Here is a 16614-nt window from a genome sequence, read left to right as displayed (position 1 = left end):
CTCCGCACCCGTTGTCCACATGGTGGGCAGGCTATGAGGGGCCGCCCGGCCGGGGCGACGGGTTTTCCCGTGCGGGGAACCAGTCCTCGATCTCGTGGCGCATGCCGAGCCGGGTGGCTCTGAGGGCGGCGCTGCGCAGCGTGGTGGCGGCCGACATGGCCACCACAGCCAGAGTGACCAGGGAAAGCGGTGGGTCGTCCGGCTGAGGGACGGCGGCCGAGCCTTCGTCGGTCGTCAGGGACAGCAGCAGGTTCTGCTCCAGATGACGCTCCCGCAACCAGGCTTCGGAAGGGGGCACGACGTCGTAGCCGAAGGCGGTGAGGGTGGCGAGGGTGTGGCTCCCCATCGCGTGAGCGACGGCGGGAGTGACCGGGCCGAACTGGCTCGGGTCGTGGAACGGGCCGCTGGTGAACATCGCGCTGGTGAAGTCCCCGAGACGGGAGACCGCCTCCGCCGTGACCGAGCAGCGGAAGCCGCACGCCGAGTAGTGCGCTATGGCCTGGTGCAGCGGCATTCCGACGTGCTCTGCGCTCCGGGCCACCTGACGCACAGGCAGAGGGCGTGCCGCGTCCAGTCTGACATGGGGGTTGACGAGAGCGACCTGCTCCCGTGAGGGCAGCCGGTCCTCCTCTTCGGGGACGGCGGCCACCGCGAACCCGAGTTCGCCCAGCCGCGCCGCGACGGCCCGTACGGGCCTGTGCAGGTGGCGTGCCACGGCGGTCATGTAGAGGAGCGGGACTTCCTGGTCCACCCACGGACGCTGCCCCCTGTGGAGCAGGAGCGGCCGGTCGTCCTCGGTCGGTCCTGGACCGGCCGCGGCGCCGGCGGGCAGGTGGAACCCCAGCTCGGACAGGAGCTTCCTGACGCCGGCCACGGTCGTGTCCGTGCTGTTCGCCACCGACACCAACTGGGCGTGTGTGACGTGCTGGGCCTCCTCCAGGGACAGCGGTGCGGCGTGCCCCACCCCCAGGGACCGGAGGATGCCCCGCTCCTCCTCGGTCCAGCGCTCCCTGACCGGGTACTCGTCCGGCACCGGGAAGCCCAGTTCCCTCAGTCGTTGCGCGGCTCGGGACGTGGAGCAGTCGCCGTGCACCGCGCTGACGCAGATCTGCGGTCCCGACAGGGCCGAGCCGGGAGCCAGCCAGCCCCGGCTTCCCGTCAGCCTCAGCAGGGGAAGGTCCTCGGGTCCGGCGGCGGCGCAGCCCCCCAAGGGCTCGACCTGGTAGCCGAGGGCGGTGAGCCGCTCGGCGACCTCCGCGGGCCGCCGCCCCGACCTTTCGGTCAGTGTGAGGACATCGGCGACGCTGAGCGGAATCGCCGGATCGCGCCAGCCGAAGAGACTGCCGAGGACCGCCAGAGCGTGCCCCGGCGGCGACCTCCGCCATTGGCGGCGCGGGGTGTCCCAGTTCCGGTATCGCCTCCTGCTCAGCAGCAGCAGGTCCGACGGCCGTGCGCACAGGTCGTCGGACGGGCAGGGCGGCCCGGTGTCCGGCACCGGCTCTCCGGTGGCGACGCGGTAAAGCGCCCGCAGCCGCCAGCGCAGCACGCCCGGAGGCATGTTGGCGAAGAAGCGGACGAAGTGGTGCCGCCGCGGGGTGGGCGGGTAGGCGCCGGTGACCAGTGGAAGGAGATCGGTGTCCGGGGGGAACCAGCCGACCGTGCGGAAAGGCATCGAGACCCCGGGGGCCTGCCACTTCAGACCGGCACGCCCGGCATGCTCCGTCACCAGATCACCGAACCACGTCGCGGACGCACTGACCTGGGCCAGCCAGCCGACGGTGGGCAGGGGAAGACCCGGCCGCGTCAGGCTGGGCACGGCGGCGGTGATGACGTCGCGCACGTGCTGACGGTCGAGGGAACGCACCTGCTTCCGGTCCACGGTGAGGACGGGTGCGTGCTCGCCGTGCAGGTTCACGACGACGCCGTAGGGGAACTGGTGCACCGCCTGGAAGCCCGGGTCGGATTCCGTCAGGAGGCCGTCCGACAGGGCGACGCCCGTTCGGTCGATCCACCACAGGTCCGGTGAGGCCGACGCCAGGCAGACGTGCTGCGCGTCCCCGGTGTCCGGCTGACGTTTCGATGTGTCGATGGCCAAAGCGACCCGCGACAGCTCCCCGGGCGCCCACTCGTGCTCCCGGGACCCGTGCACCGCCGACGTCCGATAGGGCGCCACCCACAGCAACCGCTGCAGCGCGTCCACGCACGAGACGTGTCTGCCCCGGCGGGAGAGCAGCAGCCGGATCGTCGTGCCCGGCTCGGTTCCCTCGCCCAGGTCCTCCACCCGGAACAGGTTCCCCGGCCCCGCGATCGTCACCTGGAGCAAGCGCCCGGGGCGGCCCTCCCGCCCCATCCGGCACGTGCGGACGACGATCTCGTCGGCGAGCATGAAGTAGCTCAGCACGCCGATGCCGAAACGGGAGTTCGGGTACAGCCTGAGCCTGGGCTCCGGAAGTTCGCTCCAGGTGACCTGTTCCTCGATGTACTCGGGCAGGTCGACGAAACGCGTGCCGCCCTGGGAGAAGACGCTGCCGAGTTCGGTGATGCCCATGCCGATGCCGTTGTCGCGGCAGTCCAGATAGGGGCGCCCGTCCGGGCCGACGCCCTGGACGAACTCGATCCGTCCCTCCCAGGGGGCCGTCGGCCGGCCCGTGCGCCGCAGGTACTGCGTGCGGCAGTCCCGGTAGCGCAGGGCGTCCAGGGCGTTCTGGTACAGCTCGCGGACGGCCAGCTCCTGGTCGCCGTAGAGCTGTTCGCCCATGAGGAGTTCCTGGACGCGGTCCTCGGCGAGCTGGAACCGGATGCCGTCGGAGAGCTGGCCGGGGGTGTTGCCGTCGAGGCGCACCCGGCTGCCGTCCGCGTACGGCGGCAGCGTCCGGAGCGGTGCCAGGGCCGGGTCGCCGCGCCGGTTGATCTCGCGGAGGAGCGTGTCGACGCGGCCGGCATGGTCCCGCAGGGCGATCTGCACGGCTGGGTGGGTGCACACCGCGTTCAGGGAGCGGCCCACACCGGAGTGGCGCCAGTCGGAGTTCCGGACGGTGACTCTGAGCTCTCCCAGGTCCACGCTGTCGTAGATGCCCAGGTGCTCCACGACGATGTCGGGGAGGTCGACCGGGTCCACGGCCATGGCGTGGGCCGCCTTGAGCAGCGCCGAGACCAGCGGCGTGCGCACCTCGTGCTCGTCGCCGGTGGCCGCGGCGATGACGTCGTGGTCCTCGGGAGGCGCGGCGCCGGGTGCGTGGGCGGCGGTGCGGCGTACCGAGAAGGGGGCCGTGCGGTGTTCCTTCAGCAGCCGCATCAGACGGTCCGCGGAGAGCGCGTCGGCCACCCACGGCGGCTGCTCGGAGCCGCTCGCCACTTCGCCGAGCAGGGACTTGAGCGCCTCCGCCGCGTAGAGCTCCGGCTGCTGGATCAGCCAGCGGTGGAACAGCCACCAGTGGATCCGCTCCACGGAACCGCGCGCCGCCGTCTTGTCGCGCAGGGTGAGCAGTCGGCGCTTCAGACGGGGAAAGCCCTGGCTGAATTTGCGGAAGCGGCGGTGGTCGGGGCCGTCGGCGCACAGGTCCGTGCTCAGGACGCCGGCACGCTGTGCGGCCTCCTGAGCCCAGAAGGCCTGCTCGACCATGGGCAGCAGGACCGCCAGTGCCGCCTCGGACGGGGACAGGTGCACGCCGTCGGCGAGCAGCCGGGTGAGAAAGCCCAGTCTGACGTGAGTGCGCTGGGCCAGTTCGGCGTCGTGCCAGGGGTCGTCGCGCAGGGCGTGCGCCGTGCTCTCGTACGCCGCGGCCAGGCGGGCCGCCAGAGCGGTACAGGTCTCTTGGAGGAGGCCGCGGGCGGGTCCGTCCGGGGTGCGCTGCCAGATGGGGTGCCGTTCCGTCGAGCGGATCCACGGGTGGGTCTCGGCGCGGCGGTCGGGGCCGGGCAGCAGCGGGAAGTCCTCACCGTCCGGGGCGGCCGCGGTCTCCGTGACGACGGTGACCTGCTGTGGCGGGCGCGCCTTGCCGTAGGCGCGGTGCAGTTCCTCCACCCGGGACTGGACACGCACCGCGAACTCGCGCAGGCGCAGGGCGTGCGGGTCTGCCGCGATGGTGTCCGCGACGGCGCGGGAGAACAGGCTGAACGACTCACCCGGCTGCGTACCGGCGTCGCAACCGGGCCGAACCGCCTCCTTCTCGCTGACGAACAAGGCGAGTTGGGGCGCCGTGCAGGCGTACACGTACGCCACCTTGCGGCGCAGCGCGGCGGCTACCTTGCGCCCGGGCCAGGGCTGCACGCCGGGCGGGGCCGCCATGGTGTCCCGGTCGATGCCCTCGCGGCAGGCGTCCACCAGGAAGACGACATGGGCCGCGGGGGAGTCCTCCAGCTCCCGCTCCCAACCGATCGCGATACAGCTGTCGGCGAAGACCCCGACGTCGAAGGTGGCGTCCTCCGGGATCAGGAAGTCCCTGCCCTCGAAATGCTGGCCGTGCCCGCTGAGCAGGACCAGCAGCGTGTCGCCCTGACCGGCGTCACGGAGGAAGGCACGGATCCGGCCGTTGACGGTGTTCGGTGTGATGCCGCGCTTGCTCTCGACGATGTCCGCGGACAGGAACCCGCGCCGCACCAGCGCGTCCCGGACCCGCTGCAGGTCGTCGCGGACGAAGGGCAGGTCCTGGATGCGCGGGTCGTCGTACTCGCTCGCTCCGATGAGCAGGGCCCTGTGCTGGGGCATGCGCGGCGGGTCAGGCGGGGCGGGCCGGCCGGGCCCCCGCGGCCGTAGCCGCCGTCCTGCTCCGGATTGCCGCGCTGCCGCTCATGCCGTCCCCCCGCGTCTCGGCCGTTCGTGCGCCAACTTTAGTCCACACGAATGGCGTTGCGTCCCGGGACGAACACATGCATCAGGGCTGCTCCGGGGGCCGTCTGAAGATTAGGGTCAGGCCGCGTGTGCCCTGCATCTGGCCGCTGCCGACCAGCTGGACGCCGCCGCTCGCGGTGACCTGGAAGGACAGCTGGGCCTCGGCGAGCGGCAGCGTGCCGCCCCGGGCCGCGGCGTCCTCGAACAGCTGCTGGAGGGCGTCGACGGTCTGCGCGAGGTTCTTGCGCAGAGGGCCGAGCGGGACGGACCGCAGAACCGGTTCGCCGTTGCCGCGGCCGAACAGGCCCATGGAGTCGTCGTCCCCTTCCTCGGTGACGGTGACCCAGAACGGCAGGCTCGGTTCGAGGGCCCCGGGCTCGGTGGCGTCGTCCATCCGTGCTCCCCTCCCTGTGACGCGGTGAGCCCAACCTTAGGGTGCGGAGGGCGGGTCCGAGGCCGAAACCTCGAGCAGCTCCAGTTCCGACCGCAGGTTGTAGCGGGCGGTCGCCTCCCAGTGCTCCGCCCCGTACGGCGTCCTGAACAGCCGGGGCAGCTCCAGCAGTTGCCGCAGGACCGCGGCACGGCCCTCGCGGAAGGCCGCGTTGGGGACGAAGTGGTACTCCTCGCGCACGGCGGCGGTGTAGGCGGCGTACGCGGACGGGGGCGAGGCGAGGACCGCCAGGTCGGCGTCGCACAGGACCTGGCCGTCGGGGTCGTCGCCGGCCGGGTCGTGCGTGACGGTGAGGCGCACCAGGCGGGCCACCTCGGCCGTCCTCGCGTCCGGAACACCGGCTTCCGGCAGGGCGCGCTCGGCGAGCCGGGCGGACCGCTCCTCGTTCTCGGAGCGCTCGGGCAGGTACACCGCGTCGTGGAACCAGGCGGCCAGCCGGACCACGTCCGGGTCGTGCGCGTGGTCCTGCAGGGCGTCGACGTGGCGGAGGACCGCCGCGAGGTGCTCGACCGTGTGGTAGCGGCGGTGGGGCTCCTGCCAGCGGGTGAGCAGGTGGTCGGCGTACGGCCCCGGGTCGGGACCGTCGGCGGTGCCCCGGGCTGCCTGGAGGGTGCGGACGAAGCGGGCGCGCAGGGCTTGGGGATCGGCCATGGGGTCATTCTCCCGCCGGCCCGGTGGTGGCACCTAGCGTGGGGGCATGACGACTCCTGCTGATGTGCACGACGTACGGGACCCCGAGCAGCCCGGGCGGCTGCTCGCCGTCGAGCGAGACGTGTTGATCCCGCTGCTGCGGGGCCGGGCCGGGGAGGACTTCGCGCGGCCCGTCGCCGCGTGCCCGGGCTGGACGGTGCGGGACGTGCTGGCGCACTCCTCCGCCGCGCTGACGCGGGTGGTGGAGGGCCGGTTCGAGACGGGCGTGTTCTCGCCCGAGTCCAACGACCGGGACATCGCCGAACGGGGCGGCTGGGACGACGCGCGGATCGTCGACGAGCTGGAGCGCGGCATGACCGAGGCCGGCCCGGTGATCGCCGCGGCGGACGGCAGGCTGGACATGCTCGCCCTGGGCGAGTGGGTGCACGCCGGGGACGTGCGTGAGGCCCTCGGGGAGCCGGGGGCGTACGGCGGGGCCGGGCTGCCGGACGCGCTGGCGCTGCTCGCCCGCGTCACCCGCGAGCGCGGGCACGTGCCGCTGCACGCCGACCTCGACGACCTGGACGAGCCGCTGCGGCTGGGGGAGAGCGGCGGCGAGCGGCCCCCGGGCCGTTTCATCGGGGACGGGCCCACCCTCGTACGGCTGTACGCGGGACGGCCGGTCGACGGGGTGCCCGCGTTCGAGCTGGCCGGGGTGGAGGCGAAGGAGCTGAACATCTTCGGCTGAGCGTGCTCCCCGGGGCGTGGGAGGCGGCCGGAGTGGGCAGCGTAGTCTTGATTGGACTAGACCTGTTGCCGTACGCCGACACCTGCCGACGAAGGGGCCCCATGAGCAAGCGTGCAGTCCTGGAGGTGATCGCCCTCGGCGTCGAGGACGCGGTCGCCGCCCAGGCCGGAGGCGCGGACCGCCTCGAGCTGGTCACCGACATGGCGGCCGACGGGCTCACCCCGCCGGCCGCCACCGTCGCCGGGATCCGCGGCGCGGTCGACATCTCGCTGCGGGTGATGCTGCGGCTCGCGGACGGCTTCGCCGCCGGGGACGTCGAGCGGCTGGTCCGGGTGGCCGCCGAGCTGCGGGAGGCCGGGGCCGAGGAGTTCGTGCTCGGGTTCCTCGACGCGGGCGGGTCCGTGGATCTGGCGGCGGTGGAGCGGATCGCCGGTGTGCTGGACGGCTGCCCCTGGACCTTCCACCGCGCCATCGACCGCGCCGCCGACCGGGACGCCCTGCGCAAGCAGCTGGACGGCCTGCCGGGCCTTGACACCTACCTGACGGCCGGGGCGGCGGGCGGTGTCGACGAGGGCCTGCCCGTGCTCCTCGCCGAGGCCGGGCGTGCCGGGGAACCGGGCTACGAGCAGCAGTTGCTGGTGGGCGGCGGGCTGCGCCTCGACCACGTACCGGTGTTGCTGAAGGCCGGAGTCGACGGCTTCCACATCGGCGGCGCGGCGCGTCCAGGGGGTTGGAACGAGCCGGTGTCGGCGGAGGCGGTGGCGCAGTGGCGGGGTGTGGTGGACGGGGCTTGAGGGGCGCTCGGCGTGAGGGCTGGGGGCGGGCGGGTGCGCAACCCGGCGCGACGAGGTGCCGCCGCGCCCACGTGTGCCGCCCCAGCGGCACGATCGCCCGCGGCTAGGCGGCCAGTTGCGGCGGCAGCGGTGCCGCGTGTGTCACCGTCAGGCCCGACACCGCTCGCGTCAGTGCCACGTACAGGCGGCGCAGGCCTGTTCGTTCGTCCGGTTCGGCGTCGACCACCGCCCGGGGCTCGTCCAGGACCACGTAGTCGTACTCCAGGCCCTTCGCGAGGGATGCCGGGACCAGGGTGAGGCGGGTGTCGTGGGTGGTCTCCTCGCCGGGGGACAGGTAGGCGATCCCCGCCTCCGTCAGGGACTCGGCCAGGTGCGGGACGCGGGCGTCCGCCGCGATCAGGGCCGTCGACCCCTCGTGCCGGAGGGACGCGCGGCAGGCCTCGACCACCTCGGCGGTGCCGGTGACCGGGCGCACCTCGAAGCGGCCCGGGTTGTCGCGGATCGACACCACCGGGGTGAGGCCCGGGGCGATGTGCGGGAGCAGCCGGGAGGCGTAGGTGATGACGTCCGTCGGGACGCGGAAACCGGCCGTCAGCTCCTCGATCACCGCCTCCGGCTTGCCGAGGTGGGTCAGGGCCTCCTCCCAGCTGCGCGTGGCCCACGGGGTGGTGCCCTGCGCGAGGTCGCCAAGGACCGTCGCGCTGCCGGTCGTGCAGCGGCGGCCGACCGCGCGGTACTGCATGGGGGAGAGGTCCTGCGCCTCGTCGAGGACGACGTGCCCGAGGGAGTGCGTGCGCTGGATCAGGTCGGTGGCCTCGTCGATCAGCACCGCGTCGGCGGGCGACCACCCGGCCGACCGCACGCCGCGCGCCGGCTTCGCCCAGAGGATCGCCTTCCGCTCGTCCGCGTCGAGGATCCCCTCCGCGTGCGCCGCGAGGAAGCCGGGGTCCGACAGCAGGCGCAGCACGAGTTTCGCCGGGTCGACGGGCGGCCAGATCGCCTTGACCGCCGCCTTGACCGCGCTGTTGCGGGCCACCGCGTCCTGCACCCGGTCGTCGGGCGCCTCACCCGAGCGTTCCATCTGCACCAGCACGGCGTGCGCGATGCGCTGCGGCAGGGCCTCACGGGCGGCGCCGTAGCGGATGTCGCGGTCGAGCAACTCCTGCACGATGTCCTGCAGTTCGTACGCCGGGACGCGCCAGCGGCGGGACCCGCGCACCACCACGACCGGCTCGGCGGGCATCGTGACGTGGGAGTAGAGGGCCCGGCGCAGCACCCGTGCCATACGGGCGTCGCCCTTGACGACCGCGGCGGCGGCGTCGTCCGTGCCCCTGATCTCCACGTGCGCGACCAGGTCCTCGACGGTGGCCTGCTGGACGGTCAACTCGCCCAGGGCGGGCAGCACTTGCTCGATGTAGTGGAGGAAGGAGCGGTTCGGGCCGATGACCAGCGTGCCGGTGCGGGCCAGCCGCTCGCGGTGGGCGTAGAGCAGGTAGGCGACCCGGTGCAGGCCGACGGCGGTCTTGCCGGTGCCCGGCCCGCCCTGCACGCACACCGTGCCCGCGAGGCCGGAGCGCACGATCTCGTCCTGTTCCGGCTGGATCGTCGCGACGATGTCCCGCATCGGGCCGACGCGCGGCCGCTCGATCTCCTGCTGGAGCAGCTTGCTGGTGCGGGCCGCCTCGGCCGGGTCGGAGAGGTGCTCGTCCTCGTACGCGGTGAGGTCGCCGCCCGTGTAGCCGAAGCGGCGGCGCAGCGCGATGTCCATCGGGTCCTTCTTGGAGGCCCGGTAGAACGGCTGCGAGACCGGGGCGCGCCAGTCGATGACCATGGGGTCGCCGTCGTGGTCGTGCACGTGCCGCCGGCCGATGTGCAGTGTCTGATAAGCAGCCTCCGGCTGCGGGCGCTCGCCCTCGGCCCCCTCGGCCCGTTCGCTCCCCGGCGCGTGCAGGTAGTCGAGCCTGCCGAAGAACAGCGGGGTGTCGCTGAGGTCGGCCAGGGCCTTGATGCGTTCGTCGATCTGGTGGGCGAGGGCTGCGGCGTTGACCCAGTTCGCGGTGACGTCGGTGATGTCGAGGGCCTCGACGTCCTCGCGCATGGCGCGCAGGGCGGAGCGGGACGCGGCGAGGTGGGAGCGCTCGCGCGCGAGCGGGTCGTCGACGGGCGTGGACAAGGGGGTGCCTCCGGGGGGACCTGCTGAAGAGTCGGCGGTGAGATGCCGGCCGGTTTCCGTCCGGCCGGCGGCGCTCCCCGAGGGAGGCGGGCAAGAGCGGAGATCTTAGGTGAGCGGGGGCGGTGGGCGCGAACGGTTTTCGCCGTCCCCTAGGGGACGGCGCCCTCCTCCCTGAGGGGCACCCGTCCGCCCGGGGACGTACGCGTGCCCTCGCGAGGTTCGGCCCCGAGACCGACGCGGGTCTTACGGGGCGAAACGCACCATGGAGACATGAGCGCAGCAACCCTCCACCCCGCCCCGGCACCGGGCCGTCCGCCCGGCGCCACCGCCGTGTCCGGCAGCCACCGCCACCGCCTCGGCGATGCCCTGCGCGCCGTCAAGGTCTTCCTGGGCGCCGCCTTCGACGTGGTCGTCCTCGGTCAGTACGGAGAGGAAGTCGGCGTGGTCCGCCGCAAGTGACCCGGCCGGCCCCGCTCAGCTCTCCGCGAGCAGCTCGTCCGCGTCCATGATCCGGTACGCGTAGCCCTGCTCGGCCAGGAAGCGCTGGCGGTGGGCCGCGAAGTCCTGGTCGATGGTGTCCCGGGCGACCACGGAGTAGAAGTGCGCCTGGTGACCGTCCGACTTGGGCCGCAGCACCCGGCCGAGCCGCTGGGCCTCCTCCTGGCGGGAGCCGAAGGTGCCCGAGACCTGGATCGCGACCGTGGCCTCCGGCAGGTCGATCGAGAAGTTCGCGACCTTGGACACCACCAGCACGCTGATCTCGCCCTCGCGGAAGGCGTCGAAGAGCTTCTCCCGCTGCGCGTTCGACGTCTCGCCCTTGATCACGGGCGCGTCCAGGTGCTCACCCAGCTCGTCGAGCTGGTCGATGTACTGGCCGATGACGAGGATCTGCTGACCGGCGAAGCGGCGCACGATCGCCTCGGTGACCTTCCGCTTGGTCGCGGTCGTCGCGCAGAATCGGTACTTCTCCTCCGTCTCGGCCGTGGCGTACGCGAGCCGCTCGGAGTCCGTCAGATTCACCCGGACCTCGACGCAGTCGGCGGGCGCGATGTAGCCCTGCGCCTCGATCTCCTTCCACGGCGCGTCGAACCGCTTGGGCCCGATCAGGGAGAACACGTCCGACTCCCGGCCGTCCTCACGGACCAGGGTGGCGGTGAGGCCGAGTCGGCGGCGCGCCTGCAGATCCGCCGTGAACTTGAAGACCGGCGCGGGCAGCAGGTGCACCTCGTCGTAGACGATCAGCCCCCAGTCCCGCGAGTCGAACAGCTCCAGGTGCGGGTAGACGCCCTTCCGCTTGGTCGTCAGCACCTGGTACGTGGCGATCGTGACGGGCCGGATCTCCTTCTTCGTCCCGCTGTACTCGCCGATCTCGTCCTCGGTCAGCGAGGTCCGCTTCACCAGCTCGTGCTTCCACTGCCGGGCCGAGACCGTGTTCGTGACGAGGATCAGGGTCGTCGACTGCGCCTGGGCCATCGACCCGGCACCCACCAGCGTCTTCCCCGCGCCGCAGGGCAGCACGACGACGCCCGACCCGCCGTGCCAGAAGTTCTCCACCGCCTGCTTCTGGTACGGCCTGAGCGCCCAGCCGTCCTCGGCCAGCTCGATCGGGTGCGCCTCGCCGTCGACGTACCCGGCGAGGTCCTCGGCCGGCCAGCCCAGCTTCAGCAGCGTCTGCTTGATCTGCCCGCGCTCGGAGGGGTGCACGGCGACCGTGTCCGGGTCGATGCGGGCGCCGACCAGGGGCGCGATCCGCTTCGACTTCAGGACCTCCTCCAGCACCGGGCGGTCGGTGGTGGTCAGCACCAGGCCGTGCGCCGGGTGCTTGGAGAGGGTGAGGCGGCCGTAGCGGTCCATCGTCTCGGCGATGTCGACGAGCAGCGCGTGCGGCACCGGGTAGCGGCTGTACTGCACCAGCGCGTCGACGACCTGCTCGGCGTCGTGCCCGGCCGCGCGGGCGTTCCACAGGCCCAGCGGGGTCACGCGGTAGGTGTGGATGTGCTCCGGGGCCCGCTCCAGCTCGGCGAACGGCGCGATGGCCCGACGGCAGTCGCCGGCCTGCTCGTGGTCGACTTCCAGGAGCAGGGTCTTGTCGGACTGGACGATCAGCGGACCATTCACGCGCGGCACCCTTTCTGCGGCCGGAGGGCTCGGACGGCTCGGACAGCTCGACGGCTCGGCCAAACGTCCAGTGTGCCTGATCGTCGGTGTGCGGTGGTGTGATGCACGCGTCCCTGGAACGCTTCCGGTCGTACTGAATGCCTTTTCATCCCAACGTGTGGTGTGAATTCAGTTTTTCCAGGGCGGCCCCGAAGAATGGCGCGGGTGCAGAACCCCCCGACCACCACGCTCGGATACGCCCTGTTCGCCACGCGCTGGCTCCAGGCCCCGCTGTACTTCGGGCTCGTGGCCGCCCAGGGCGTCTACGTCTACAAGTTCTTCAAGGAGCTGTGGACGTTAATCGTCATGTGCGTGAGCGGGCACGCCACCGAGACCTTCGTCATGCTCGCCGTGCTCAAGCTGGTCGACGTCGTCATGATCGCCAACCTGCTGATCATGGTGATCGTCGGCGGCTACGAGACGTTCGTCTCCCGCATCGGCCTCCAGGGCCACCGTGACCAGCCGGAATGGCTCTCGCACGTCAACTCCAACGTGCTGAAGGTCAAGCTCGCCACGGCGATCGTGGGCATCTCCTCGGTGCACCTGCTGCAGATGTTCGTGGATGTCCACCACACCTCGCGGCACGCGCTGCTGTGGGGGACGGTGATCCACATGGCGTTCATCGTCTCGGCGGCGATCCTCGCGTACATGTCGGGCCCGATGGCCGCACACGGCGACCGGGGGCACGGCGTCGGCCGTCCCTCCGCGGAACACGCCCAGCACGGGCCCGGGCCCGGGTTCGAGTCCCGGTCCGGGCATCCGTCCGAGTCTCGGTCCGGGCATCCGTCCGAGTTTCGGCCCGGGCCCGCTTCCGAGCCCCGGACGGTGCAAGCCGCCGAGTTCCGGCACGGACATCTCCCCGAGCCCCGGGACGGACATGTCCCCGAGCCCCGGCACACCCCCGAGTCCCGGCCCGGGCACGCGTCCGAGCCCTGGCATGGGCCCGCTTCCGAAGTCCGGCAGGGACATCTCCCCGATCCCCGCCCCGGGCACACCCCCCAGCCCCGCCCCGACACCGCGGCGGCTGCCCCGGTCGTGGCCCCGGGGCCCGGGCCGGACGACGAGGCGGAGGGACGGATCCGCGCCGCGGGCTTCCCCGCCCGGAAGCTGCTGGAGGACTTCGACCAGCGGTATCCCCGGGAGTTCGACCGGGAGACCGTGGCCCGGCTCGGCAAGGCCGAGTTCGTCACCGGGCGGCGCAACGTGGTGTTCGTCGGCCCGCCCGGCACCGGCAAGACCCACCTGGCCGTCGCCCTGGGCGTGCGGGCCTGCCAGGCCGGGCACCGGGTGCTGTTCGCGACCGCCGCCGCGTGGGCCGCCCGGCTGACCGACGCCCGGGCCGCCGGGCGGCTCGACGCGGAGCTGGCCGCTCTCGACGAACACCCCCTCTTGATCGTCGACGAGGTCGGCTACACACCCTTCGACCCGGACACCGCCGGGCTCCTCTTCCAACTGGTCGCCCGCCGCTACGAACGCGCCTCGCTGATCGTCACCAGCGACCGCCCCCTCGGCCGCTGGAACGAGGTCTTCGGCACGTGCGCCCCGGCGCTGACGGACCGCCTCGCCCACCACGCCGAGATCGTGCGGCTGGACGGCGAGAGCTACCGCACGCGGCGCGCTACCGCAGCGCGGGCAGACTGACGTTCTGGATCAACGGGCCCTCGATGGTGACTCCATCGGTGACCAGCGGCTCGACCCCCGCGGCCGGCAGCGGCAGGGGCAGCGCCCCGGCCGCTGCGGCGGAGGGCGCGAGCACGCCCACGAGGGCGACGGCGGCGAGGGCGACGGCGGGCAGCTTCTCACGCATGACGACGACAGAGCCTTTCCGGGAGACGACGGACGCGCCCGCCGAGGGCCGGCCCGCGGACGCCGGGACCGGCCCGGCGGGTGCGCGGCGGACGGTCAGATCTGCGGTGTCTCCAGGACGAGGCCGGCGACATCGATGCTCACCGCGGCGGCCGGAGTGGCCAGGCCCCCGAACGTCATCAGGGCGGCGGCGGCCAGGACGGCGGCGGCTCGACGGACAGCGCGCATGCTGGGGTTTCCTTTCCGAGAGGCTCACAGGACACCCGGTGGCTGCCCCCGGCCGCACGGCGTGATGCGGCACGCCCGGCAAGGTCGCCCGAGGGTGGGACATCCCCGGCGTGGCGTGCATGAACCCTGGCGTGCACCCGAACGGGTGAGATCCTGGCCGTCGCCGTCGCTCGTCAGCCCGCGTCGTCGGCCAGTTCCGCCACCCCGGTGATCCGGTGCAGCGGATACGTGCGGACCTCGTCCGCGGTGTGGTCGTACGCCGTGACGAAGCCGCCCTCGACCCGGATCGGGGCGATGACCCGCTGGCTGGCGGCGCCCTCGGCGTTGACATAGCCGATCCACAGGGCCTCGCCGGTCAGCACGGCGGCCTGCACGGTGGCGAGGGTCTCGGCCGAACCGGTGCGGGGCAGCTCGCCGTTGCCCGCCGGGACCGTCCCGGGCTTGCGCGGGGCCGTGGAGGCGAGGTCGCCGGCCCGGATGGCGCGCAGCGCGGCGGCCAGGAGGGTGTCGTCGGGCACCGGCGGACCCTCCGGCACCGGCTCGGGGGCGCTGCGGGGCGGCGTGCGGTGGGCCAGGGCGCGGGTGATCAGCACATCGCCCTCGGCGGACTCGGCGGCCGGCGCGAACCCCATCGCCCGCAGCCCCTCCAGCAGCCCGGCCGGATCGGCCTGCGCGGCCAGCACGGTCGGGGCGAGCCGGCGCAGGCCCAGGCCGGTGGCCCGCTTGTCGGCGAGGATCTCGTTGAGCACCGCGTCGTCGTCGCAGCGGACGTACGCCGAGGCGGCGCCGACCCGCAGATGGCCGTGCCGGCGGGCCACGTCGTCGATCAGGTACGTCAGCGGCTGCGGCACCGGCGTACGGGAGTGGGCGGCGAGGAAGGCGTGCAGGTCGGAGGCGCTCTGCCCGGCGTCCAGCGCGCGGCGCACCGAGCCCGGCGTGAACCGGTAGACGGTGGCGCCGCCCTTGGACTCGACGTCCGCGAGCACGCCCAGCACATCCGCGAGCGGCCGCTCCAGGGGGCCCGGCGCGACGGCCGTGAGGTCGGCCTGGAGCAGCACGTGGTCCAGCGGCTCGGGCAGCAGGGGAGCGAGCAGCCGGGCCGCGGCGGCGGAGGCGACGGCCTGTTCGGCGGGGGAGAGGGGCGTGGGTGGGGCGGGGCGGTGATGGCGGTGATGGTCGTGGTGGTGGACGGGGAGCTTGTCCCCCGGACCGGAGGGTTCCGCCGCCGGGACCTCCGGAGCCTTCGGGGCCTCCGGGCCCTTCGGGGGAGCCGGGGGCGCGCCCAGCAGCGCACGCCCGTGCGCCGACAGCGCGCCCCGCCCGGTGACGCCCAGCAGCTCCGCCTCGGACAGGGCCCACTGGGCGAGCCTGCCGCGCAGGTCGTCCCCGCCCCGGTCGCCGCGCAGGGGGCGTTCCCAGCGCAGCCGGGCCAGCACCGACGCGGGGTCCGGGGCGGCGCCCTCCGGCAGCCCGGCCAGCAGTGCCAGCACCCGGTGCCGCATCTCGGGCGCCGCCGAGCGGTCAAGGCCCGGCCCGAGCGCCGACAGGGTCCGGTCCTTCGCGTCCCGCCCGCCCACCAGCCCGGACGTCCGGGTCGCCACGAGCCACGCCGTGGCCAGCCGCGACCAGCGCTCGGCGGGCGGCTGCTCGCGCCACTCGTCGTAGGCGGGGGTGGCCGCGTACCGCTCGTCGGCCTCGCCGTCCGAGGCGATCAGACCCGCCGCGTACGCCAGCTCCACCCAGAACGCGGCGACCGGCTCCGGCACGTCCAGGGCGACGGCGGTCCGCTTCAGGTCCCGCACGCTCAGCCCACCGGCCCGCAGCACCGCCGGACCGCCCTCGTCCCAGTCCTTCAGCAGTTCCTCGACGGTCGCGAGCGCGGTGTACGCCTGCCCGGCCGCCGTACTGTCCACAACCTGTGGACGGTGCGCCGAGGTCGCCTCCACCGCCGGCGGCACCGGCTCCGGCGTCCGGTGGGCGAGCCCTCGCCGCAGATGCAGCGCCACCTCGCGCGGCAGCACGACCGTCCCCGGCGCCGTCGGGAGCAGCAGCCCGCGGTCCAGCAGCCAGCGCAGCCGGGGCGCCGGATCGGGCGTGACCTGCCCGTACGGCGGCCCCCACACCAGCCGCTCCAGGACGTCGAGGGACTCGGACGGGGCCTCGGCGAGCAGCGCGGCCATGCGCTCGCGGTCGGTGAACAGCGCGGTCAGGGAGTCGACGGCGGAGACCGAGTCGTGCGTCGAGGGCAGCCCGGCGGTCGTGACGATCTCCTGGATCCGCCCCGGCGACATCCCGGCGGTGGCCTCCTGCACGGTGGGCCCGAGCCCTGTGGGCGAGGGGTGCTGCGGCGAGGGCGCCAGCAGCTCACGGGCGGTGCGCACCAGCCGCAGCCGGTCGTCGCCGCCCCAGACCAGGGCCTGCTCGCGCAGCACCTCCACGGCGTGCGGCAGCGCGGCCACGACGGCCGGGTCGGCCTCGTCGCCCGCCATGAGCCCGAGCAGCTCGTCGTACGTCGCCGGGTCCGCCGCCACGGCCAGCGCCTCCGCCGTCTGCAGCGCGAACCGGTCCAGCCGCTCCAGCGCCCGCGCGACCGAGGCGCGGGTGCCGGCACGGGTGGCGAGCTGGGTGAGGTCCGTGGGCACGGGCGTGATGAGGTCCGGCCGGCTGCGCAGCAGCGCGCCCAGCGAGGCGTCACCCCGCGCGCGGAGCGCTTCCGCGAGGGAGCGGGGGGCCGACGGCGTGTCCTCGGTGCTCATCCGGTCCACGGTAGCGGGTCGTCTCCGGCGGGTGACCCGG

At 73.6% G+C, this 16614-nt stretch carries 12 protein-coding genes; 4 read left to right on the top strand and 8 right to left on the bottom strand.

The window, feature by feature from the left end; genetic code table 11:
- Positions 1-31: 31 nt before the first annotated feature.
- From ABZY20_RS14225 to ABZY20_RS14215, 3 genes are all read right to left on the bottom strand, one after another.
- Entirely contained in the window at positions 32-4708 is a 4677-nt protein-coding gene (locus ABZY20_RS14225; RefSeq protein WP_356441373.1) for a caspase family protein, read from the bottom strand.
- Positions 4709-4874: 166 nt separating this feature from the next.
- Complete coding sequence (locus ABZY20_RS14220; RefSeq protein WP_356441372.1) at positions 4875-5225, bottom strand: hypothetical protein; 351 nt, start codon at positions 5223-5225, stop codon at positions 4875-4877.
- Positions 5226-5261: 36 nt separating this feature from the next.
- Positions 5262-5933 (bottom strand): hypothetical protein, encoded by a 672-nt coding sequence (locus tag ABZY20_RS14215; RefSeq protein ID WP_356441370.1) that lies wholly within the window; start codon positions 5931-5933, stop codon positions 5262-5264.
- A 46-nt stretch (positions 5934-5979) separates the two neighbouring features.
- On the opposite strand from ABZY20_RS14215, the gene ABZY20_RS14210 reads away from it, so the two are divergent.
- The gene (locus ABZY20_RS14210; RefSeq protein ID WP_356441367.1) at positions 5980-6660 is read left to right on the top strand and encodes a maleylpyruvate isomerase family mycothiol-dependent enzyme; all 681 of its coding nucleotides are present in this window, start codon (positions 5980-5982) and stop codon (positions 6658-6660) included.
- Between the two features lie 101 nt (positions 6661-6761).
- Complete coding sequence (locus ABZY20_RS14205; protein WP_356441365.1) at positions 6762-7454, top strand: copper homeostasis protein CutC; 693 nt, start codon at positions 6762-6764, stop codon at positions 7452-7454.
- Between the two features lie 103 nt (positions 7455-7557).
- Here ABZY20_RS14205 and ABZY20_RS14200 read toward each other — a convergent pair whose 3' ends face one another.
- Positions 7558-9627, bottom strand: a complete 2070-nt coding sequence (locus ABZY20_RS14200; protein ID WP_356441362.1) for a UvrD-helicase domain-containing protein — start codon at positions 9625-9627, stop codon at positions 7558-7560.
- Positions 9628-9897: 270 nt separating this feature from the next.
- On the opposite strand from ABZY20_RS14200, the gene ABZY20_RS14195 reads away from it, so the two are divergent.
- Positions 9898-10086, top strand: a complete 189-nt coding sequence (locus tag ABZY20_RS14195) for a hypothetical protein (RefSeq protein ID WP_356441359.1) — start codon at positions 9898-9900, stop codon at positions 10084-10086.
- Positions 10087-10101: 15 nt separating this feature from the next.
- Here the strand turns inward: ABZY20_RS14195 and ABZY20_RS14190 are convergent, their stop codons facing one another.
- Positions 10102-11745: a DNA repair helicase XPB gene (locus tag ABZY20_RS14190; protein ID WP_356441356.1), complete on the bottom strand. Its 1644-nt coding sequence runs from the start codon at positions 11743-11745 to the stop codon at positions 10102-10104.
- A gap of 204 nt (positions 11746-11949) precedes the next feature.
- Between ABZY20_RS14190 and istB the strand changes: the two genes are divergently transcribed.
- Entirely contained in the window at positions 11950-13425 is a 1476-nt protein-coding gene (istB, locus tag ABZY20_RS14185) for an IS21-like element helper ATPase IstB (RefSeq protein WP_356441353.1), read from the top strand.
- Here the strand turns inward: istB and ABZY20_RS14180 are convergent.
- The 3 genes from ABZY20_RS14180 to ABZY20_RS14170 form a co-directional block, all read right to left on the bottom strand.
- The gene (locus tag ABZY20_RS14180) at positions 13403-13591 is read right to left on the bottom strand and encodes a hypothetical protein (RefSeq protein ID WP_356441350.1); all 189 of its coding nucleotides are present in this window, start codon (positions 13589-13591) and stop codon (positions 13403-13405) included. The genes istB and ABZY20_RS14180 overlap by 23 nt on opposite strands.
- 95 nt (positions 13592-13686) lie before the next feature.
- Positions 13687-13818 carry a hypothetical protein gene (locus ABZY20_RS14175; RefSeq protein ID WP_356441347.1) on the bottom strand — a complete coding sequence of 44 codons (132 nt, stop codon included), beginning with the start codon at positions 13816-13818 and terminating at the stop codon, positions 13687-13689.
- Positions 13819-13991: 173 nt separating this feature from the next.
- Positions 13992-16574 (bottom strand): helicase C-terminal domain-containing protein, encoded by a 2583-nt coding sequence (locus ABZY20_RS14170; protein WP_356441344.1) that lies wholly within the window; start codon positions 16572-16574, stop codon positions 13992-13994.
- Positions 16575-16614: the final 40 nt, after the last annotated feature.

Source organism: Streptomyces sp. NPDC006624, assembly GCF_040611555.1.
GTDB lineage: Bacteria > Actinomycetota > Actinomycetes > Streptomycetales > Streptomycetaceae > Streptomyces.
Note: the sequence above shows the minus strand (reverse complement) of the source record. Positions and strands in the feature narration are given on the sequence as shown.